This is a genomic window from Streptomyces venezuelae (genome assembly GCF_008642295.1).
GTDB lineage: Bacteria > Actinomycetota > Actinomycetes > Streptomycetales > Streptomycetaceae > Streptomyces > Streptomyces venezuelae_C.
In genome coordinates, this window is the sequence record NZ_CP029190.1 from 1,418,033 (window position 1) to 1,439,175 (window position 21,143).

The 21,143-nt window shown below is 72.3% G+C and carries 12 protein-coding genes and 2 pseudogenes; 6 read left to right on the forward strand and 8 right to left on the reverse strand.

Annotated features, from left to right (window positions below):
* Positions 1-80 precede the first annotated feature (80 nt).
* The 3 genes from DEJ50_RS06305 to DEJ50_RS06315 form a co-directional block, all read right to left on the reverse strand.
* Positions 81-6,611, reverse strand: coding sequence for a non-ribosomal peptide synthetase (locus tag DEJ50_RS06305; RefSeq protein WP_150206601.1), 6,531 nt, complete (start codon positions 6,609-6,611; stop codon positions 81-83).
* A gap of 300 nt (positions 6,612-6,911) precedes the next feature.
* Positions 6,912-8,453, reverse strand: a complete 1,542-nt coding sequence (locus tag DEJ50_RS06310) for an AMP-binding protein (RefSeq protein WP_150206602.1) — start codon at positions 8,451-8,453, stop codon at positions 6,912-6,914.
* Positions 8,454-8,563: 110 nt separating this feature from the next.
* Positions 8,564-9,736 carry a winged helix DNA-binding domain-containing protein gene (locus DEJ50_RS06315; protein WP_150206603.1) on the reverse strand — a complete coding sequence of 391 codons (1,173 nt, stop codon included), beginning with the start codon at positions 9,734-9,736 and terminating at the stop codon, positions 8,564-8,566.
* Between the two features lie 200 nt (positions 9,737-9,936).
* On the opposite strand from DEJ50_RS06315, the gene DEJ50_RS06320 reads away from it, so the two are divergent.
* Positions 9,937-11,100, forward strand: a complete 1,164-nt coding sequence (locus DEJ50_RS06320; protein WP_150206604.1) for a magnesium and cobalt transport protein CorA — start codon at positions 9,937-9,939, stop codon at positions 11,098-11,100.
* A 65-nt stretch (positions 11,101-11,165) separates the two neighbouring features.
* On the opposite strand, the pseudogene DEJ50_RS06325 reads toward DEJ50_RS06320, so the two are convergent.
* A pseudogene (locus DEJ50_RS06325) lies at positions 11,166-11,441 on the reverse strand (response regulator transcription factor); the annotation flags it as partial.
* Positions 11,442-11,492: 51 nt separating this feature from the next.
* Entirely contained in the window at positions 11,493-13,862 is a 2,370-nt protein-coding gene (locus DEJ50_RS06330; protein ID WP_150206605.1) for a phosphoketolase, read from the reverse strand.
* Between the two features lie 243 nt (positions 13,863-14,105).
* On the opposite strand from DEJ50_RS06330, the gene DEJ50_RS06335 reads away from it, so the two are divergent.
* The gene (locus DEJ50_RS06335) at positions 14,106-14,981 is read left to right on the forward strand and encodes a universal stress protein (RefSeq protein WP_150206606.1); all 876 of its coding nucleotides are present in this window, start codon (positions 14,106-14,108) and stop codon (positions 14,979-14,981) included.
* 90 nt (positions 14,982-15,071) lie between these two features.
* Here DEJ50_RS06335 and DEJ50_RS06340 read toward each other — a convergent pair whose 3' ends face one another.
* Positions 15,072-15,758 (reverse strand): response regulator, encoded by a 687-nt coding sequence (locus DEJ50_RS06340; RefSeq protein WP_150206607.1) that lies wholly within the window; start codon positions 15,756-15,758, stop codon positions 15,072-15,074.
* Between the two features lie 265 nt (positions 15,759-16,023).
* On the opposite strand from DEJ50_RS06340, the gene DEJ50_RS33810 reads away from it, so the two are divergent.
* The gene (locus tag DEJ50_RS33810; RefSeq protein WP_190344319.1) at positions 16,024-16,350 is read left to right on the forward strand and encodes an STAS domain-containing protein; all 327 of its coding nucleotides are present in this window, start codon (positions 16,024-16,026) and stop codon (positions 16,348-16,350) included.
* A 158-nt stretch (positions 16,351-16,508) separates the two neighbouring features.
* On the opposite strand, the gene DEJ50_RS06350 is transcribed toward DEJ50_RS33810, so the two are convergent.
* The gene (locus DEJ50_RS06350; protein WP_150206609.1) at positions 16,509-18,224 is read right to left on the reverse strand and encodes a GAF domain-containing sensor histidine kinase; all 1,716 of its coding nucleotides are present in this window, start codon (positions 18,222-18,224) and stop codon (positions 16,509-16,511) included.
* Positions 18,225-18,401: 177 nt separating this feature from the next.
* Here DEJ50_RS06350 and ppk2 point away from each other — a divergent pair, with 177 nt between their 5' ends.
* Positions 18,402-19,196, forward strand: a complete 795-nt coding sequence (gene ppk2, locus DEJ50_RS06355) for a polyphosphate kinase 2 (RefSeq protein WP_150206610.1) — start codon at positions 18,402-18,404, stop codon at positions 19,194-19,196.
* Between the two features lie 63 nt (positions 19,197-19,259).
* Here ppk2 and DEJ50_RS34470 read toward each other — a convergent pair.
* A pseudogene (locus DEJ50_RS34470) lies at positions 19,260-19,343 on the reverse strand (regulator); the annotation flags it as partial.
* Between the two features lie 59 nt (positions 19,344-19,402).
* On the opposite strand from DEJ50_RS34470, the gene DEJ50_RS33815 reads away from it, so the two are divergent.
* Together DEJ50_RS33815 and DEJ50_RS06365 are read left to right on the forward strand one after the other, a co-directional pair.
* Positions 19,403-19,540 carry a hypothetical protein gene (locus tag DEJ50_RS33815; protein WP_190344321.1) on the forward strand — a complete coding sequence of 46 codons (138 nt, stop codon included), beginning with the start codon at positions 19,403-19,405 and terminating at the stop codon, positions 19,538-19,540.
* Between the two features lie 258 nt (positions 19,541-19,798).
* Entirely contained in the window at positions 19,799-21,106 is a 1,308-nt protein-coding gene (locus DEJ50_RS06365; protein WP_150206611.1) for an FAD-dependent monooxygenase, read from the forward strand.
* Positions 21,107-21,143 lie beyond the last annotated feature (37 nt).

Genomic DNA, 21,143 nt, shown 5'->3' on the forward strand with positions numbered 1-21,143 from the left:
GGTGCGTGCGGGTGGGAGTAGGGGGGTACGGCTCCTGGTACGGGTCCTGCCGCGGGCAGGCGGCGCGTCCTCGGCGGAGCTCAGTCCAGCGATTCCAGCGGGACGTCGACGTCGGCGAGGAACACCAGCAGCGCGGCCTCCCACCGGTTCCTGATCCGGGTCATCCGGCCGTGGCCGAACCGCTGGGGCTGGTGCTCGAAGACACCGACCAGTCCCTCGGGGGTGTCGAACACCTCCAGCAGCAGGCCGAACTTCGCGGTCCCGTTGAAAGCGGGCTCCAGCGGGGTGACGTCCATGCCGTCGAGGCGCGGCGGGGTACGGGAGTCCAGGTAGGAGAAGGCGATGTCGCCGCCCACCGCCCGGTCGGCGGCATGCTGCCCGCCCAGCTCGTCCACGATCGCGTCGAAGGACACCTCGGAGTGCTCCAGCACCCGCCGCCAGCCTTCGTCCACGGCGCCGACCAGCTGCCGCGCACTGCGGCCCGTCCGCCGGTCCAGCCGCAGCGGCACGTGGTTGACGAAGAGCCCCACGATGTCGGCGACCCGCTGGTCGGTGCGGCCGGCGATCTCGACTCCGATCACCTGTTCCGCGGGGCCCTCGGCGAGGACCGCGTACGCGAACGCGCTGAGCGTGAGGACGTACGGGCTCACGCCCAGTTCGGCAGCCACCAGCCGCAGCTGGCGGGAGAGTTCGGCGCCCAGCGGCACGGTCCGGCTCTCGCCCGCCCGTACGGTCGCCCCGGCGCCCGGGGTTCCGGCGCCCGCGGCGCCGCTGCCCGACGGACCGGCGGCGGTGAGGCCCGCCAGCTCCCGCCGCCAGAAGTCCAGGTGCGGGCGGTGCGCTCCGGCGGCGACGCGTTCCTCCTCCCACCGGGCGTAGTCGGTGAAGGCCAGCTGCGGCGGGGCGGGCCGGGGGCCGGTGCCCGTGGTGTGCCGGCGGTAGAGGGCTTCCAGCTCCCGCCACAGGATGCCGAAGGACCAGCCGTCGACGACCAGGTGGTGCGCGGTGAACAGGAACACCCACTCCTGGTCGCCGATCCGGGCCAGGGAGGTCTCCACCAGCGGGCCGTCCAGGGCGAACGCCCGGCGTCCCGCCTGCTCCAGGAGCCCGGGCACGGCCGCTTCGCCCGCGTCCCGCAGGTCGGTCCGCAGCAGCGGCACCGACGGCCCGTTATCCACTGCCAGTTGGGGGTCTTCGCCGTCCGACAGCCGGGTGCGCAGGCTGTCATGACGGGAGATCAGTTCCGCCAGGGCGGCCTCGAAGGCCTCCTCGTCGAGCGGGCCGCGCAGCCGGAACGCCTCCGGAACGGTGTAGGCGGCGGTGCCGGGCCACAGCTGTTCCTCGATCCAGATCCGGCGCTGCGCGGCGGACAGCGGTGCCCGGCCGGCGCCGCGCGCCCGCAGGCCGTCGGCGTGATCCCGCCGCCCTCCGCTGCCCGGCTCCGCCCCCGGCCCCGGCCGCGGTTCCGTTTCCGGCTCCGGCAGGGCGGCGGCCAGCTCGCGCAGCACCGGGTGGCGCAGGAACAGCGTCAGCGGCGCCCGGACGCCCAGCTCGGCGCGGACCCGTGCGGACAGCGTGGCCACCAGCAGCGAATGGCCGCCCAGGCTGAAGAAGTTGTCCCCGGGCCCCACCTCGTCGACGTCCAGCAGCTCCCGCCAGATGGCCGCCAGAGCGTGCTCCGCGGGTCCGCTCAGCGCCGCCGGGGCTGCCGGGGCCCCGGCAGCGGGCGCCGGCCGTACCCCCGGCCCCGCCTGGGGGGCCGGCAGCGCCGCACGGTCCAGCTTGCCGTTGACGGTCAGCGGCAGCGCGTCGACGGTGACGACGGCCGTGGGCACCATATAGCCGGGCAGCCGTTCGGCCAGCCTGGCGCGCAGGCCCGGGTCCGTGCCGTACGGCGGCTCGGGGCGGACGGCGTACGCCACCAGGTGCGCGGCCTCCGGACTGTCCGCCCTGCGGACCAGGGCCACCGCCGCGGTCACCCCCGGCTGCTCGCACAGCACGCCCTCGATCTCGCCGAGCTCGATGCGGTGGCCGCGCAGCTGGATCTGGAAGTCGCTGCGCCCCTGGAAGTCCAGCAGCCCCTCCTCGGTGAACCGGCCCAGGTCACCCGTGCGGTACATCCGGCTGCCCGGCGGGCCGTAGGGGTCGGGCAGGAACCGGTCGGCGGTCAGCCCCGGCCGGCCCAGATAGCCCCGGGCCACCGGGTCCCCGGCCACGTACAGCTCGCCGACCGTGCCGTGCGGCACCGGCCGCAGCGCCGCATCGAGCACGTACACCCGGGTGTTGGGGAAGGGCCGGCCGATGGGGAGCCGTTCGGTGCCGGTGCGGCCCCGGACTACGAAGCCCGTCATCTCGACGGTGGTCTCGGTGGGGCCGTACATGTTGTGCAGCTCCGCACCGAGCAGCTCCAGACAGCGGCGGGCGGTCGGCACGGGCAGGGTCTCGCCGCTGGTCATCACCTGGCGCAGGGTGGGGCAGCGGCCCGGCCCCTCCAGGGTCTCCAGCAGGACGTGCAGCATACTGGGCACGAAGTGGACGACGGTCACCCGGTCCCGCTCGATCGCCTCGACCAGGTAGTCGGGGTCGGCGTGCCGGCCGGGCTCCGCGACGACGAGGGTGGCACCGGCGCTCAGCGCCCAGAACACCTCGCGCACGGACACGTCGAAGGAGAGCGGCGACTTCAGCAGCAGCCGGTCGTCGGGGGTGAGCCGGAAGGTCTCCTGGAGGGTCATCAGATAGTTGACGACGCTGTGGTGCTCGACCATCACGCCCTTGGGGCGGCCCGTGGAGCCCGAGGTGTAGATGACGTAGGCCAGGTCCTGGGGGCGCGGTGCCGGCTCGGGGACGGTCGCCGGGAAGCGGGCCGAGACCTCGGGGTCGTCGACGAGGAGCACGGAGCCGGCCGGGAACACGGAGTCGGCCTGGACGCCTGCCGGAGGCCGCTGGGTGATCAGGACCCGGGCCCCGCTGTCGGCGATCAGCGCGGCGATCCGCTCGGGCGGGTTGTCCGGCTCGACGGGCACATAGCCGCCGCCCGCCTTGAGCACTCCGTACACGGCGGTCAGGACGTCGGGACTGCGGGTGAGGCAGACGGCGACCGGGGTGCCGGGGCCGACGCCGCGCTCGCGCAGGGCGTGGGCGAGGCGCGAGGAGCGCTCGTCGAGTTCCGCATAGCTCAGCCGGGCGCTCTCGCCGGTGTCGGTGCGCCAGGTGAGGGCGGTGCGCTCCGGGGCGAGCGCCACCTGGCGGGCGAACATGCCGGTCAGCGTGAGTCCGGCGGGCAGCGGCCGGCCGGGGCCTTCGCCGAGGGCCAGCAGCGTGTCCAGCGCGGCTCCGGTCAGCAGGGGCAGCCGGCCGACGGTGGTGCCCGGCGCCTCGGCCGCGGCGGTCAGCAGGGTCTCCAGCTGTTCGGCCCAGCGGCGGACGGTGGTGTGCTCGAAGATGTCCGTGCTGAATTCGATACTCAGGGCCAGGCCGTCGCCGGTCGGCGGGCGGAAAGTGAACAGCGCGTCGCACTGCGCGGAGCCGTCGTCCGTCTCCAGGGCGCGTACGGCCAGGCCCGGCAGGTCGGGGGTGTCGGGGAAGTCGTCGTACAGGGCGATGACCTGGAAGACGGGGGTGCGCCGGGCGTCCCGCCGTACGCCCAGCTTCTCGACGACCCGGGCGAAGGGCGCGGCGGAGTGGTCCATGGCGCCGAGCAGGCTCTCCTCGGCCCGCTCCACCACGGTGGCGAACGGGGTGCCGGGGCCGACCGGCCAGCGCAGTGCGACCGAATTGAGGCACAGGCCCACCAGGTCGTCCACGTCGGCGTCGAAGCGGCCGGCGACCGCGCTGCCGATCACCACGTCCTCGTGGCCGCCGGTCCGGTGCAGCAGGGTGCTCAGTCCGGCGAGCAGGATCACGAAGGGGGTGGTGCGGTGGGCGGCGGCGAGGCGGCGCACGGCGTCGGCGCCGGGCCGGCCGAACTCCAGCCGCAGGGTGGCTCCGCGGCCGGTGCGCTGCGGCGGCCGGGGGTGGTCCGCCGGCAGCGTCACCTCCTCGGGGATGCCGCGCAGTCCGGCGGTGAAGTACTCCAGGTGCCGGTCGGTGACCCCGTCGCGCTCGTTGCGGCGTTCGATGTCCACGTAGCGCTGGTAGCGGACCACCGGCCGCGACGGCGCGGGCTCCCCCGCCGTCCGGGCCCGGTAGTGCGTGGCGATGTCGTCCATCAGCAGCTCGGTGGACCAGCCGTCCGCCACGATGTGGTGCAGGACGATCACCAGCAGGTGTTCCGTGCCGCTGTCGCCGAGCGGCACCAGCACCGGCCGGAAGAGGGGTCCGGCGGCGAGGTCGAGACCGGGTATCTGCTCGCGGACCACGCGCTGCAGCACCCGGTCCGGGTCGGCGCCCGCCTCGCCCGGCTCGGGCGGCGCGTGCCGCAGCCGCAGGGCCGCGGCCGGGACCTCGGCGCGCACCGGGGCGCCGTCCCGCTCGGGGAAGCAGGAGCGCAGCGAGTCGTGCCGCTGCACGACCGCGTCGACGGCCCAGCCCAGCGCCTCGGTGTCCAGGGCGCCGGTGAGGTGGAGGGCGACGGTGACCGCGTACTCGGCGGGGGTCTCCGAGATCTGGGCCAGCAGCCACATGCGGTGCTGGGCGGCGGACAGTTCACCCGTCCCGGCGCTCTGGGCGCCGCCGTCGGCGGCTGCGGTGAGGGCCGGGCGCAGCGCATCGGCCAGCTGGGCCGGGGTCTGGTGCTCGAAGACGGCGCGGACGCCGATCCCGGGATCCAGCGCGGAGCGCAGCCGGGCCACGAGCCGGGTCGCGTGGAGGGAGTTGCCGCCCTTGTCGAAGAAGTTCTCGTGCGCGGCGACGGGGGTGCCGCCCAGGACCTCGGTCATGGCGTCGAGGACCGTGCGGAGCAGGGGGTCGGTGTGCTGCCCGGACTCCGCCGGCGGCGGGGCCGTGGATGCGTCCTGCCGGGCGGCGAGCGCGGCGAGTCCGGCCAATGCGGTGCGGTCGGTCTTGCCGTTGGGCGACAGCGGCATCGCGTCCAGGGCGATGAGCCGGGCCGGGACGAGGGCGGCGGGCAGCCGCTGCGCGAGGAAGGCGCGCAGCTCCTCGGGCCGGACGGCCGTGGCCGGGTCCGCGCTCGGGTCCGCGCTCGGGTCCGTGCTCGGGTCCGTGCTCGGGTCCGTAGCCGTGAAGAAGCCGGTCAGGGCGGCCTCGGTGCCGCTGCCCGCCGCGATGACGGCGGCCATGGCGATCCGGGGGTGGGCGTTCATCGCCGCTTCGATCTCGCCGGGTTCGATCCGGCGCCCATGCAGCTTGACCTGGTGGTCGATCCGCCCCAGCAGCCGCAGTTCGCCGTCCTCCTCCAGCCGGCCGAGGTCACCGGTGCGGTAGAGCCGGCTTCCGGGCGGACCGTAGGGGTCGGGCAGGAACCGCTGCGCGGTCAGGGCCGGCCGCCCGTGGTAGCCGCGGGTCACGCTGGCCCCGCCGAGGTAGACCTCGCCCACCTCGCCGGCGGGCAGCTGTCGCAGCTGCTCGTCCAGGACGTGGGAGGTGGCACCCGCCATGGGGCGGCCGACCAGCACCGGCGCGTCCGGCCGGCCGCGGAGCGCCGTCCACCAGGTGGAGTCCACGGAGACCTCGGTCGCCCCGTAGAGGTTCACCAGATCGCACGGGAGGCGGTCGTGTACGTCGGCCACCAGCGCGGGGTCGAGCGCCTCCCCGCTGACGAAGATCCGGCGGAGCCCGGCGCACTGCCGGGGATCGACCCCGTCCACGAACATCCGCAGCAGCGAGGGCACCATGTGGAAGGAGGTGACTCCGTGTTCGGCGATCAGCGCGCCGAGGTGGCGGGCGTCCGTGTGGCTGCCGGCGAGCGGGAGCACGGTGGCGCCGCCGGTCAGCAGCGGCAGGAAGATCTCGTACACGGACACGTCGAAGGAGAGCGAGGTGACCTGGAGCATCCGGTCCTGCGGCCCCATCGGGAAGTGCTCCAGCATGCCCAGCAGATAGCTGACAATGCCGCGGTGCTCGACCATCACACCCTTGGGCAGGCCCGTCGAGCCCGAGGTGTAGACGATGTACGCGAGGTGCTCGGGCCGCACCGCGCCCTCGGCCGGCATGCCCGGCAGGTCCGGGGTGACCGGGGTGATCGGGGTGATCGGGTGGTGCGCGAACCGCTCCCGGTCCCCGTCGAGCGGAACCACCGCGATCCGGCCCGTCCCCTCGCGTAATCCCTCGGGCAGCCGGTCCCGGAGGGACTCGCGCAGCAGGACGGCCCGGGCCCCGGAGTCGTCCAGCATGTGCTGGATCCGCGCGGCCGGATAGGACGGGTCGACGGGTACGAACGCCCCGCCCGCCTTCAGCACGCCGAGCAGCGCGACGATCAGCTCGGGATCGCGCTCCAGCATCACCCCGACCGGGGCTTCCGCCCGTACCCCGAGGGCCCGCAGCTCGTGGGCCAGCCGGGTGCTCCGCTCGTCCAGCTCGGAGTAGGTGAGCCGGCCGCCGTCGTGGAGGACTGCGGTGGCCCCGGGGGTTGCGGCGGCCTGCTCACGGACGAGTTCGTGCAGGGTCGGAGCGTGCGACGGAGGCATGCGGCGTAGGGCGTCCATGGCGTCCATACAGGGAGACTCCCGACATTGGGTTCGTCGTGCGGCGGCCGTTCCATGGTGGAGTCGCCGGGGAGTCTTGATCAATTGTTCCTTGGTCGGACGGCGCAGTGATCCTTTTGTCGGTCTGCCGCGCCCGACTCCGGCGGCGGGCGGGCCCCCGCCGGAAGGATCAGTACCGCTGCGCCGGGAGGACTACCCCCGGCGGCACGAACGGCGGCACCGCCCGGCCCCCGGAGCACGGCCGACCCGGCCGACCGAGCCGACCCAGCCGACGGAGTCGACCCGGTCAACTCGGTCAACTCGGTCGACTCAATTGACCTCCCGGTCCCGGCCCGCCCAGTAGGGCTGGCGGAGCTTGAACTTCTGGATCTTCCCGGTGGCCGTGCGCGGAATGGCCTCGCGGAACTCGACGGTCGTCGGGGCCTTGTAGCCGGCCATCCGCCGCTTGCAGTGGGCGATGATGTCCGCCTCCGCCGCGGTGGCCCCCTCGGCGAGCACCACCAGGGCCTTGATCGTCTCGCCCCATTTCTCGTCCGGTACCCCGATGACGGCGACCTCGGCGACCGCCGGGTGGCTGAAGATCGTGTCCTCCACCTCGATCGAGGACACGTTCTCGCCACCGGTGATGATCACGTCCTTCTTCCGGTCGGAGATCGTCAGGTGGCCGTCGGCCTCGTCGAGCGTGCCGCCGTCTCCGGTGTGGAACCAGCCGTCCGCCAGCGCCTCGGCGGTCTCCTCCGGCTTGTCCCAGTACCCGTCGAGCACGACGTTCGAGCGGGCCAGGACCTCGCCGGACCCGGAGACCTTCAGCCGGACCCCGAGCGCGGGCAGCCCGGCCCGGGACAGCCGGTGGGCCCGCTCCTCGGCCGGCAGCTCCGCATCCGCCGGCCGGGCCCGGTTGAAGGTGAGCAGCGGGGAGGTCTCGGTCAGGCCGTAGATCTGGGTGAACTCCCAGCCCAGCTCCTCCCCCATCCGCTGGATCATCCGGCTCGGCGGCGGGGCCCCCGCGCAGACGACCCGTACCCGGTCCCGGCCCGGGATCTCTCCCTCCCAGGCCGCTGCCGCATCGAGAACCGCGTTCCACACGGCGGGCGCGCCGCACATGAGTGTGACCCCGTGCTGCTCGACCCGGCGGAGGATCTCGGCGCCGTCGACCTTGCGCAGCACCACCTGCTTCACGCCGAGTCCGGCCATCACGTACGGCATGCCCCAGCCGTTGCAGTGGAACATCGGGAGCGTGTGCAGGTAGACGTCCTGCTCCCACACCCGGGTGTGCAGTCCGAAGGTCAGGCCGTTCACCCAGATGTTGCGGTGGGTGAGCCGTACGCCCTTGGGGCGGGCGGTGGTGCCCGAGGTGTAGTTGATCGTCGCGGTGGCGTCCTCGTCCGGGTGGGACCACGGTCGCGGCTCGATGCCGAACCTCATCAGCTCGTGCTCGGTCTGCTCCCCGAGGACGTACCGGTGCCGCGCGGTCACCCCGGACAGGGCACTGTCCAGCTCGGGGTCGACCAGCAGGACGGAGGCGCCGCTCTGCTGGACCACGTACTCGATCTCCTCAGGCTTGAGCCGGAAGTTGACGGGCACACAGATCCGGCCGCTCATGGGCACGGCGAAGAGCAGCTCGAGCAGTCGGGCCGAATTGTGGCTGACCACCGCCACCCGCTCACCCTCCCGGACCCCCAGCGCGTCGAACCCCGCCTGCCAGGCCCGGACCCGCTCGCCCAGCCGTCCGTACGTCGACTCCGGCACCGGCGGACCGGGCTGATCCGGTTCGTCGACCACGCCGGGGGAGGCGGAGAACCCCAGCTCGGCCCGGTCGAGGAAGTCCGCCACGGTCATGGGAATCCGCATTGCTCTCTCCTGGCATCGGGACAACTGCACGGTCGAAGGCGGCGGGGTCGGACGAAACCCGCCCCGGCAGGCATCGTGCCGCGCGTGCGGTACGCGCCACCAGTGGGGCGTCAGCCGGTGATTGACCCGAAGCGCACCGAGGTCCGGGTGGCGGTGGTCATCCCGGCGAGCAGCGCCTCCCCTTCGGCAACGATCTCCTCCCGGGTGCCCTTGGTCCCGGTGCCGCCGAAGAGCTCGACGACGAGCTCCGCCCGCTCTCCCTTCTCGTCCTCGTCGAGCCGCCACAGCCCGGCGAGGAATCCGTCGACAAGGAGGGTGCAGTACGCCTGATTCCCTTTCCAGGTACGGCCTTTGAGATCAGCGGGTACCAGCCGGCTGCGGTCGGCATGGGAGAGCAGCACATTGTCGAACTCGGGCAGGAAGCGGGGCGGGGCCGGGGTGTCGGGGTCGGGGCGCGGGGCGTCGGGCAGGTCGAACAGCTCCACCCCGGCCTGGTCCCGGAAGGTCACCAGCTCGGGCCGGAGCCGCTCGAAGGCGGCACGCATTCGGGTGAGCCCGGACCAGGTCTGCATGTCCTTGACGGAGGCCGGCCCGAAGGCGCGCAGATAGCGGCGTACGACCTCGTCGGCAGACGCGGGCTCCGCGCCGGCCGGCCCCGGCCGACCCGCCCGCAGCTCACCCACTTGCCGCCCGCCCACTTGCCGCTCCCCCACCCACTGCTCCAGATGGGCCAGCCGGACCTGGCCGCTGCGTCCCCACAGGCCGCGCGGGGTGACCTGGACCAGCGGGAGCCGGCAGCGGGCGGCGACCGAGAGGGCCTGCGGGTCGGCCTCGGGCCACTCCTTCGACAGCGCCTCCCGGATCTCGGCCATGGTGCGGGGCCCGGTGTCGACAAGAGCGCGCGCGAGCTCGGTGAGCCGCTCCAGATCCACCCCGGCCAGGCCCGCACGGAAGTAGCCGACCTCCCGGTCCCGGGCGGGCTGGACCAGGAGCCGCAGGGCCAGGGCGTCCTCGGTGGTGTGGGTGTGGATGGTGGACCGCAGGGTGACCATGCGCACCACCTCACGGGACTCCATCAGCGCGGACAGCTCCTCGGGCCGGAACCGGGCCAGCCGGGCGTGCAGCTGGAAGTACGGGGGTTTCACGTTCTGCGCCTGGAGCCCGACGAGGTGCGCCACCGCCTCGCGGGCCGACAGCTCGGCGCGGGTGAGGAGCAGCTGACGGGCGAGTGTGGCGCGGTTCAGCGCGCGGGGACCGTAGACCGGGTGCGTCCTGGAAACCATGCCCGCAACGCTAGCGAGCATTGCGGCCAGCCCCTGTCCTCAAGCCGCCCCCACGCCAGGCCCCCGCCCCTTTCGTCCGTATATCCTGCTCCCCAAACCACCGGAACACCGACCGCCGGACCCGACCAGGACTCAACCCAGGAACAGGAACCCGGGACCGGAACCCGAAACCCGGAACCAACCGAGGGAGCCAGCCAGCGATGCCGGAGCGCCGAGAGAACCACTCCTCGCCGTCCGCGAAGCGGACGGGCTGGCGCCGCCCCGCGCCCCCGCCGTCGACTCCCCCCGCCACTCCCCCGTCGGCCCCGAAGGCCGCCGCGGCCTCCCCCACCGCGCCGGACCATCGCAGCGTGATCGACTCCGCCGTCTACCGCGACGGCCACCGGGTCGCCTCCCCCACCACCCTCGCCGAAACCTTCCGGCAGCTGCGCGACCGGCCCGACGGCATGGCCTGGATCGGCCTGCACCGACCCACCGAGTCCGAACTCCACTCCCTCGCCGCCGAGTTCAACCTGCACCCGCTGTCCATCGAGGACGCCCTGGAAGCCCACCAGCGGCCCAAGCTGGAACGCTACGGCGAAACCCTCTTCGTGGTCCTGCGCGCCGCCCGCTACCTGGACGCCCCTGAGGAGGTCGAGTTCGGCGAACTCCACGTCTTCGTCGGCCCGGACTTCCTCATCACCGTCCGCCACGGCGCGGCCCCGGACCTCTCCGCGGTCCGCCGCCGCATGGAGGAGACCCCGGAACTCCTCTCCCTGGGCCCCGAAGCGGTCCTGTACGCCATCCTCGACGCGGTGGTCGACGGCTACGCCCCGGTCGTCGCGGGTGTCCAGAACGACATGGACGAGATCGAGACGGAGGTCTTCCGCGGCGACCCGGAGGTCTCCCGCCGCATCTACGAACTCTCCCGCGAAATGGTCGAGTTCCAACGCGCCACCCGCCCGCTGGTGGGCATGCTGCACGGCCTGATGGCGGGCTTCGCCAAATACGGCACGGACGAGGAACTCCAGCGCTACCTCCGCGACGTTGCGGACCACGTGACCCACACCAGCGAACGCGTGGACGGCTTCCGCCAGGCCCTGACGGACATCCTGACGGTGAACGCGACACTGGTCTCCCAACAACAGAACGCAGAAATGCGCGCCTTGGCAGAGGCGGGCTTCGAACAGAACGAGGAGATCAAGAAGATCTCCTCGTGGGCCGCCATTCTGTTTGCACCCACGTTGGTGGGAACCATCTACGGCATGAACTTCGAGACCATGCCGGAGCTCAAGTGGGCCGGCGGCTACCCCTTCGCGATCCTCCTGATGGCATTGGTCTGCGTCAGCCTGTACGTCATCTTCAAGAAGCGCGACTGGCTCTAGCGGACGAGCCGGAAGCGTCGATCAACTTAGCATCTGCGAACATCACGGAACGGCCCCCCAGGCCCCGCCAGGCCCGGCAAGCGCGAGCGCAGCTCCCGGCAGACACTGATGCCGTCGCTGTCGGGCAGCCGTACGTCGAGCACGACAACGTCCGGGCGCAGTGCCGGCCCGCGGGACAGCGCCTGCTCGGCCGTGCCCGCCTCACCCACGACGGTGATGTCAGGCTCGACGTCGAGGAGGTCGCGCAGTCCGCGACGGACCACCTCGTGGTCGTCGAGGAGGAACACCTTGATCGGAGCCTCGGTCACTGCGGCCGACGATGCAGGGGCCCTGTGGGACACGGCAGAGGCCCGAGGGGCCCATGTCCCGGTCCCGCCCCGAGCCAGGAGGGGTCAGTAGGGCCAGGACCAGTCCGCGACCTCCGGCAGGTCGACGCCGTGTTCGCGGATCCAGTCGTGGTGGCGGAGGCGCTGGTCCGCCATGGTCCGGCGCAGGCCCCCGGCGCGTTCGGCGAGGCCGTGGACGCGGTCGATGACGTCCATGACGAGCCGGTAGCGGTCGACGTCGTTGCGGACCACCATGTCGAACGGGGTGGTCGTCGTCCCGGACTCCTTGTAGCCGCGGACGTGCAGCTGGGCATGGCCGGCGCGGCGGTAGGCGAGGCGGTGGACGAGCCACGGATAGCCGTGGTAGGCGAAGATCACCGGCCGGTCCGTGGTGAAGAGGGCGTCGTACTCGGCGTCCGTCATGCCGTGCGGGTGCTCCTCGTGGGGCATCAGCCGGGCGATGTCGACGACGTTGACGACGCGGACGGCCAGCGACGGGAGGTGCTCGCGGAGCAGGGCCGCGGCGGCCAGCACCTCCATGGTGGGTACGTCCCCGGCGCAGGCCATTACGACGTCCGGCCCGCCGGAGCCGGCTTCGGTCCCCGCCCACTCCCAGACGCCGGCGCCGCGCGTCACGTGCGCCCGGGCCTCGTCGATCGGCAGCCAGTCGAAGCAGGGCTGCTTGCCGGCGACGATCACGTTGACCTGGTCGCGGCTGCGCAGGGCGTGGTCGGCCACGGCCAGCAGGGTGTTGGCGTCCGGGGGCAGGTAGACCCGTACGACCTCGGGGCTCTTGTTGAGGACGTGGTCGACGAAGCCGGGGTCCTGATGGGAGAAGCCGTTGTTGTCCTGGCGCCAGACGTGCGAGGTGAGTACGTAGTTGAGGGAGGCGACGGGCTCACGCCAGGCCAGTTCTCGCGAGGTCTTCAGCCATTTGATGTGCTGGCCGACCATGGAGCCGACGATATGGGCGAAGGCCTCGTAGGTGGAGAACAGTCCGTGGCGGCCGGTGAGGAGGTAGCCCTCCAGCCAGCCCTGGCAGAGGTGTTCGGACAGGATCTCCATGACCCGGCCGTCACGGGACAGGTTCCGGTCCGTGGCCTCCGTGATGCCCTGCCATGCCTTGCCGCTGGCGGTGTACAGGTCGTCCAGGCGGTTGGACGCGGTCTCGTCCGGCCCGACCACCCGGAAGTCCCGCCGCTCGGACGTGTCGCGCAGGACCTGGGCGAGGAAGCGCCCCAGGACGCGGGTCGGTTCGTGGAGGGTGCGTCCCGGTTTGTCGACGTGGACGGCGTGCGTGTCGAGCGCGGGCAGCGGGAGCGGTCGCAGCAGCCTGCCCCCGTTGGCGTACGGGACGGCGCCCAGCCGGTGCTCGCCCCGCGGGAGGCAGGCCAGGACCTGCGCTGTCGGGGCGCCGTCGGCGTCGAACAGCTCCTCCGGCCGGTACGAGCGCAGCCACGCCTCCAGCTGCCGCAGGTGTGCCGGGTTCTCCCGTACCCCTGCGAGGGGTACCTGGTGGGCGCGCCAGGTGCCCTCGACCGGCTCGCCGTCGACGGTCGTCGGCCCGGTCCAGCCCTTGGGCGTACGCAGTACGATCATCGGCCAGCGTCCGTACTCCCGCCCCGGAGCGCCGTCCGCCGTCCTCGCCTCCCGCTGGATGCGGGCGATGCGGTCGAGGGCGTGGTCCATCGCGCGGGCCATGGCCTGGTGGACCTGGGCGGGTTCGCTGCCGGTGACGTACAGCGGGTCGTGGCCGTAGCCGCGCAGCAGGGCGTCCAGTTCGGCCTCGGGGATCCGGGACAGCACGGTCGGGTTGGCGATCTTGTAGCCGTTGAGGTGCAGGATCGGCAGGACCGCGCCGTCGTGGACTGGGTCGAGGAACTTGTTCGAGTGCCAGGACGCGGCCAGCGGGCCCGTCTCGGCCTCGCCGTCGCCGATGACGCAGGCGACCAGCAGGCCGGGGTGGTCGAAGGCGGCCCCGTAGGCGTGGGCGAGGGCGTACCCGAGCTCGCCCCCCTCGTGGATGGAGCCGGGTGTCTCGGGCGCCACGTGACTCGGCACTCCCCCGGGGAAGGAGAACTGCCGGAACAGCTTGGCCATGCCCTCGGCGTCGCGCGTCACGTCCGGGTAGGTCTCGGTGTACGTCCCTTCCAGCCAGGAGTTGGCCAGGACGGCGGGTCCGCCGTGTCCGGGACCCCACACGCACAGGGCCTCCAGGGAGCGCTCCTTGATGACGCGGTTGAGGTGGGTGTGCACCAGGTTGAGGCCGGGTGAGGTGCCCCAGTGCCCCAGCAGCCGGGGCTTGATGTGCTCCGGCCGCAGCGGTTCGGCCAGCAGGGGATTGTCCATGAGGTAGATCTGGCCGACCGCCAGGTAGTTGGCGGCGCGCCAGTGGGCGTCCAGCTCCGAGATCGCGTACGCGGTCAACGCGGTCATGTCCGCTCCTGCGGGTGAGGGTCCGGGACGTTCGTCGGATGGGCCGATGCCGACACCCTGCACCAAGTCGGCGCCGGGCCGGCAGGGCGCACCGGCCCCCAGGCAAGGGACCATCGGCCCTTCTGCGCCCCTGCCCGGCCCGGCGAAGGTGAATCCCGGTGGCGCCCGTACCTCCCCCGACGGGCGCCGCCCACACTTGCCGGCCGACCCGATGCCTCGTGCATCAGTACGGAGGACAGATCAGTGAAGCGCACCCTCGTCGTCGGAGTGGACGGTTCCCCCGAGAGCCGGGCGGCGGCCGACTGGGCTGCCCGGGAAGCCGTGCGCCGCGACATGCATGTTCATGTGGTCCACGCGTGGCTATGGCAGCCGCTCGCCGTCCCGGTGGTCCAGGACCCGGATACCGAGGCCCGCCGGGCCCGGCAGATCCTGGAGGAGACGGAGACCGAGCTGGTCCGTCGGCACCCGAAGCTCTCGCTCACCGCGGAGCTGATCCCGGACGTCCCCGTGCCGGCCCTGCTGCGCGCCGCCAAGGGCGCGGAGTTGCTGGTCCTCGGCAGCCGCGGGCACGGCGCCCTCACGGGCTTCCTGCTCGGCTCCTACGGACAGCAGCTGATCGCGTCCGCCGAATGCCCGGTCGTCTCCGTCCGTGCCCGGCACGGCAATCCGGTTGCCAGGCCCGATGAGGGGGAGGTGGTCGTGGGCCAACAAGGCGGCGTGGAGGACTCCGCCGAGGTACTGCGCTTCGCCTTCGAGGAAGCCGCCGCACGCCGGGCTCCGCTCCGGGCGGTCCGGGCCTGGACCCTTCCGCTGGTCTATGCCTACAGTCTCGGCTCGGCGTGGATCGCCGATCAGTTCGGCGGCTTCGAGCCGTTCGAGAAGGACGCTCTGGAGCAGGCGCTGGAGCCGTGGCGACTGCGGCACCCCGAGGTGGAAGTCATCACTCACGTCGAGCAGGGGAGCGCGGGCCCCGTGCTGCTGTCCGCCGCGTCGGACGCCCAGCTGCTCGTCGTCGGCCGGCAGGTCCGCGAATCGGCGCTGGGCACGCGCATCGGATCGGTCGCCCATGCCGCCCTCCACCACGCGGCCTGCCCGGTCGCCGTCGTGCCGCACCACTGAGCCGACGCATGGCACGCAAAACGGCCGGGCAGGCGAGTGCAGCCTGCCCGGCCCGTACTGCGGGGGCGGCGACCGGAGGCCGGGGCCGGGCTACCGGCCGGGCGGCGTCAGGGCGTGACTCGCGATCACCGCGGCCTGAACGCGCCGCTCCACCCCGAGCTTGACGAAGAGCCGCGAGATGATGTTCTTGACGGTCTTCTCCGCGAGGTACAGCCGCTTGCCGATCTCCCGGTTGGTGAGCCCCTCGCTGACCAGCAGAAGGACCTCCTTCTCCCGGTCGGAGAAACCGGGAAGCCCCGGTGCCCGGTCCTGCTCGGGCGCGTCGCCGCGCATCCGGGCCATCAGCCGCGTGGTGGCGCCCGGATCGAGCATCGACTGTCCCGAAGCCACCGTCCGTACGGCGCTCACCAGGTCGGTGCCCGTGATCTGCTTCAGGACATAGCCCGACGCCCCCGCCATCACGGCGTCCAGCAACGCCTCCTCGTCGTCGAACGACGTGAGCATCAGGCAGGCCAGCTCCGGCATCCGCGAGCGCAGCTCCCGGCACACGCTCACCCCGTCGCCGTCCTGGAGCCGTACGTCCAGGATCGCGACCCGGGGGCGCAGCGCGGGGATGCGGATCAGCGCCTGTTCCACTGTGCCCGCCTCACCGACAACGGTCAGGTCGGGCTCGGCGTCGAGCAAGTCGTGCACCCCTCGGCGTACGACTTCGTGATCGTCGAGCAGGAAGACGCTGATGGGTCCCGCCACGGGGGAGGGAACACCGCTGCCGGTCATGACGCAACTCCTTCGCCTGGGTCCGCCCTGGACGCACGGACACCGGCATCGTGCCCGTAGGACAGGGCGGAGGGACAGGGCCGATCGGCCCTCTTCCGCCTGGTGCTCTCCGGGGGCCGGGTCCCGGCGCGTGCCCGGACGAGGGACCTTCGGCCCTGTCGCATGGCCCTGTCGGGCCTTCTGGCGTGTGCACGGGATCGGATGGACTGGTGGCGCACGGGGAACGGCGCGGCCCGACGGGGCCGCAGGCAGCACGGAGGACGCCATGACGACAGCCCCGATCGACCTGAAGACCGTGTCATGCGAGGACCGCGGCGTGAGGATCGCCCTGGCCGGGGAGCTCGACTTCCACACGGCTGGGCAGATAGAGCCGCGCCTGCAGGAACTCGCGGAATCCGATGGCCGCAACCTGGACCTGGACCTGAGCAGCCTCTCGTTCTGCGACAGCGCGGGCATCGACCTCCTCGTCCGTCTGAGCCGTCGCTGCCGGCTCGCGGGGACGCGGCTGCTCCTCCGTGACGTGCCGCCCCTGGTGGCCAAGTCCATGCGGGTGCTCGGCGCCGACCGTGACCTGGTGCTCGTCGCCTCGTGATCGCGGTGCCGCCGCGCCGCGAGGGGCGGAGAAGCGCCGTACAGCCCTGCCCCCAGGGTGGGGCAGCAGGGAGGGAGATCTCGTCGTGGGGTTCCGGCCGGCTGCTGCACCGTCGCCGGCCGGTCCCGCGATCCCTGGCAGAGTCCCTGCCTTCCCCCTCAGCAGCCGCTGCCAAGCGGCGCCCGCCATACGAAGCTGCTGCCGCCCCCCTCGGGAGTCTCGACGGTGAAGGTCCCGCCCACGTCCTGTGCCCGCTCCTCCAGGTTGCGCAGACCGCTCCTGCGTCCCTGCGCCGGAATGCCCGTGCCGTTGTCCGTCACAGTCAGCACGATCTCACCTTGGCCGGCCCTCAGGCTCACGCCGACCCGGGACGCCCGGGCGTGGCGAGCCGCGTTGCTGAGGAGCTCACCCAGCGCGGCGATCACATGGTCGGCGACCTGCGGCGGTACGTCGGTGTCGAGGAGGCCTTCCATGCTCAGCCGCGGTGGATGGCCGAGTGCGGTGGCGGCGTCGCCGACGGCTCGGGCGGCGCGCGCTCGCAGGCCGGGAGCGCTGTCTCGGTCCTTGGTCCGCAGCCCGAAGATCGTCGATCGGATGATCTTGATGGTCTCGTCCAGGTCGTCGACGGCGCGGCCGACCCGCTCCGCAGCTCCCTCGTGGTCCACGAGCCGGGCGGCACTCTGGAGGGTCATGCCGGTGGCGAAGAGCCGCTGGATGGCCAGATCGTGCAGGTCACGGGCGATCCGGTCGCGCTCCTCCAGCAGTGCTATCTGTTCCGCGTCCCGACGTCGCTCCGCCAGCTCCAAAGCGATCGCCGCCTGACCCGCGAAGGCGACGAGCGGCTCCAGCTCCCCCTCGCCGAAGGCCGGATCTCCGGCCGAACGCGAGAGCAGCAGAACGCCTCGGCTCTGCCCGCCCCCCGTGCCCAGTGGGACCGCCACGGCAGGTCCGAGCCCGTCCCGCCCCGGAAGCGGAGCCTCGGCCGGGTAGCACCCGTCCTCCCAGGCCCGCAACGCCGTCACGGGCTCGCCCGCCCGGTGCGCGGCTCCCAAGAGCGTGCCGTCGCAAGGGACGGCCAAGCCCTGCCAGCCGACTGCATCCGTACCGGCCTCACCGGCCTCGCCGGCCCCATCGGCCGCGAACTCCACCACCAGGCCGTCGCCACCGTCCACCGGCACGGCGATGTGCACGAACCGTGCCGCCGTGATCTCCTGGGCTCGGCGGGCGATGAGTTCCAGCACCGCCGGACGTGGACTGCCGGAGAGCAGACTCTCGGTGATCTCCGCATTGGCCCGGAGCCACAGCTGCTGGCGTTGCGCCCCCTCGTAGAGCCGCGCGTTGTCGATCGCCACACCCGCCGCCACGGAGAGGGTGGAGATCACGGTCTCGTCCTCGGTGTCGAAGTCGAGCCCGCCCCGCTTGTCGGTCAGATAGAGATTCCCGAACACCTCGTCACGGACCCGGATCGGCACTCCGAGGAAGGTCCGCATGGGCGGGTGGTGAGCCGGAAATCCGTAGGAGGAGGAGTGCGCACCGAGATCGGTCAGGCGCAGCGGCTCCGGGTGGTGGATGACCTCGCCGAGCAGGCCGTGTCCGGCCGGAAGCGGACCGATGGCCGCGATCTCCTCATCGGTGAGCCCCACGGTCAGGAACTGCGCGAGCCTGCGCCCGTCTGGTCCGATCACTCCCAGCGCCCCGTACTCGGCGTCCACGAGCAGCGCAGCCGCTTCCACGATCCGCCGGAGCACCTGGGCGAGATCCAGCTCCCGCCCCACCGACACGACGGCCTCCAGCAGGCTGTGCACGCGGTCGCGGGTGCCCCGCACCTCGTCGATGCGTACTTGGAGCTCGTCCAACAGCTCGTCCAGTCGCATACGCGGCACCCGCGTCACGGGACCCCCCACACCCACGCGCTTCCCCTCCGATCGCCGGCCGCCGGTCCGGCCGGCGGCCAGCCTACCGACACGCCGACGCCCCAAGGGCATCGTTGCGCGCGGATGCCCGCCGTGACTGACTTGATCGAAACGCCCGACGACGGGGAGGAGACGGCAATGGCACTTGGCAAGGCTCTTTACGAGGCGGAGCTGCTGCGGCTCCAGACGGAGCTGATCAAGCTCCAGGAATGGGTGCGCGCGGAAGGCGCCCGACTGGTGGTCGTCTTCGAGGGCCGCGACGCGGCGGGCAAAGGTGGGACGATCCAACGGATCGCCGAACACCTCAACCCCCGCGTGGCACGCATCGTCGCCCTTCCGAAGCCGACGGAGCGGGAGCGCACGCAGTGGTACTTCCAGCGCTACGTGACGCACCTGCCCGCCGCCGGCGAAATCGTCCTGTTCGACCGCAGCTGGTACAACCGGGCCGGAGTCGAACACGTCATGGGCTTCTGTACGCCGGCGGAGCACCAGCTCTTCCTGCGGCAGTGTCCGGTGTTCGAGCGGATGCTGGCCGAAGACGGGATCCTGCTCCGCAAGTACTGGTTCTCCGTCAGCGACGCGGTCCAGGAGGAGCGCTTCCGCCGCCGCGCGAAGGACCCGCTACGCCGCTGGAAGCTCTCCCCGATGGATATGGAGTCCCTCACCCGCTGGGAGGCGTACTCGCGGGCCAAGGACGAGATGCTCGTCCACACGGACACAGCGGACGTTCCCTGGTACGTGGTCGAGAGCGACGACAAGCGCAGCGCGCGGATCAACATGATCGCCCACCTGCTGTCCTCGCTCCCCTACGAGGACGTGACCCTGCCGCCGCTGGTCCTGCCGGCCCGGCCCCCGTCCACCGGGTACGAACGGCCGCCCAAGGAGCTGCAGACCGTCGTACCCGATCACGCGGCCACGCTCGGGAAGGGGTGAAGCGACCGCGTCGTGCTCCTCCCGCGTCGTGGGGACGAGTTCGACGCGGCGCGGGTGCGGATGCGCCGCGCGGCGGCCGGGCACGTGGACGTCCAAGGCCACGCTGCCCGACCGGACGATCCAGAACCGGTCGGCGTGACCGCTTTCGCCGTCCTCGACGAGTTCCGCCGCCGAAACTCCCGCCCCTGAATCCCTTTCCTGAGGCCGTGATCGAGCTGGCGGCCCAGGAGTTCCCCGACTTCGACGACACCATCATCAAGCTCTGCCGCTGGCCCCACCACCGGCACCTGCACGACCGGCCGGGTTCACGGGACAAATCCTCGATCGGATGCGACCGGCTCTGACCGGCCGTGCCCCCGTTGCCGGGGTTCCGGGGAGGTGACGTGTTTGTGTCGGGTGTCTGGTGGTGCGGCTGGTTGTGGGTGAGACTCCGCGTACCGATACCCCCGCCCCCGCCGCGCGGGTGCGTTTGCGGATGATCGTTAATCCGCCACGGCGTTGTGTTTATTGCCCCGGCCCAGTCGCCTGATGAACGCTTGAGGCCAGGGACAAAGGCCCGCGCGCCGGGTCCCTGGACATTGACGTTAGCGGGGGAAAACGCTATGGACATGCTCATCGCGGGAGCCGGGATCGGGGGGCTGACCGCGGCGTTGAGTCTTCATGCGGCGGGGTTCGAGAAGGTGCGGGTGGTGGAGGCCGCGCCCGTGATCCTGCCCCTGGGTGCGGGGGTGAACCTGCTGCCCAACGCCGTGCGCGAGCTCGCGGCGCTCGGACTGTACGAGAGGATCGCCGAACAGGCCGCGCCCATCGAGGAACTGGGCTACTACAACCAGTGGGGACAGCCCATCTGGCAGGAGCCCCGGGGGCGGGCCGCCGGGTACCGCATGCCGCAACTGGCCGTGCACCGGGGTGCGTTGCACTCCGTGCTGGTCGAGGCCGTCATCGAGCGGATCGGGCCGGATGCGATCCTCACCGATGCCCGGTTCATCGGGTTCACGGGGGTCAGAGGGTTCACAGGGTTCGATGAGTTCGCCGCGGGGCGGGTGCGTGCGCAGGTGGCGCACCGCAACTCCGGCAGGGCGGACAGTGAGATCGCTGCCGACGTGCTCGTCGGGGCCGACGGAATACGGTCCGCGGTGCGGGCCGCGCTGTACCCGCAGGAAGGCGCCCCGCCCCACAACGGTGTGGTGGTGTGGCGCGCAACGACCCGTACCCGTCCGTTCCTCGGCGGCCGGGCCATGGCCGTCATGGGCGACGGGCAGTGGAAGGCGGTCGTCTATCCGCTGGCCGCCGAGCCGGACGGCGACGGTCTGGTCCCGGTCAACTGGGCGGTTTCCCGCACCACGGACGCCGGCGACCCGGCCGCCCGGGAGTACGCCAACCGGCCGGTGCCACGCGAGCGGTTCCGGCCCCACTTCGCCGACTGGCGGTGCGGGGACCTCGCCCTGTCCGAGGTGCTCGCGGGCGAGGACCCGGTGATGGAGTTCCCCATGATCGACCGCGACCCGCTGCCGCGCTGGTCCTTCGGACGCAGCACGCTGCTGGGCGACGCGGCCCACGCCATGGCCCCCATGGGGTCGAACGCCACCAGCCAGGCGGTCATCGACGCCCGCGCCCTGGCTCACGCGCTCGCCTCGTACGCCGATCCGGTCGCCGCGCTCCGGGCGTACGACCGGGAACGGCGCCCGGCCATGAACCGGTTGCAGGTGCTGAACCGGGCCAAGGGACCCGAGGTGGTCATCGACATGGCCTCGACCCGGGCGCCGGGCGGGTTCACCCGTATCGACGAGTTCGTCCCCGAGGCGGTACTCGCCGAGGTGTCCCGCTCCTACGCGTACGCCTCCCACGCCGACCTCGGGGCGGCCAACGGACCGTCCCCCTACGAGGCTCCCGCCCACCCGGTCCGCTGACCATCACATCCCGGCCTTCAGAGTCGCCCCGGAGTGG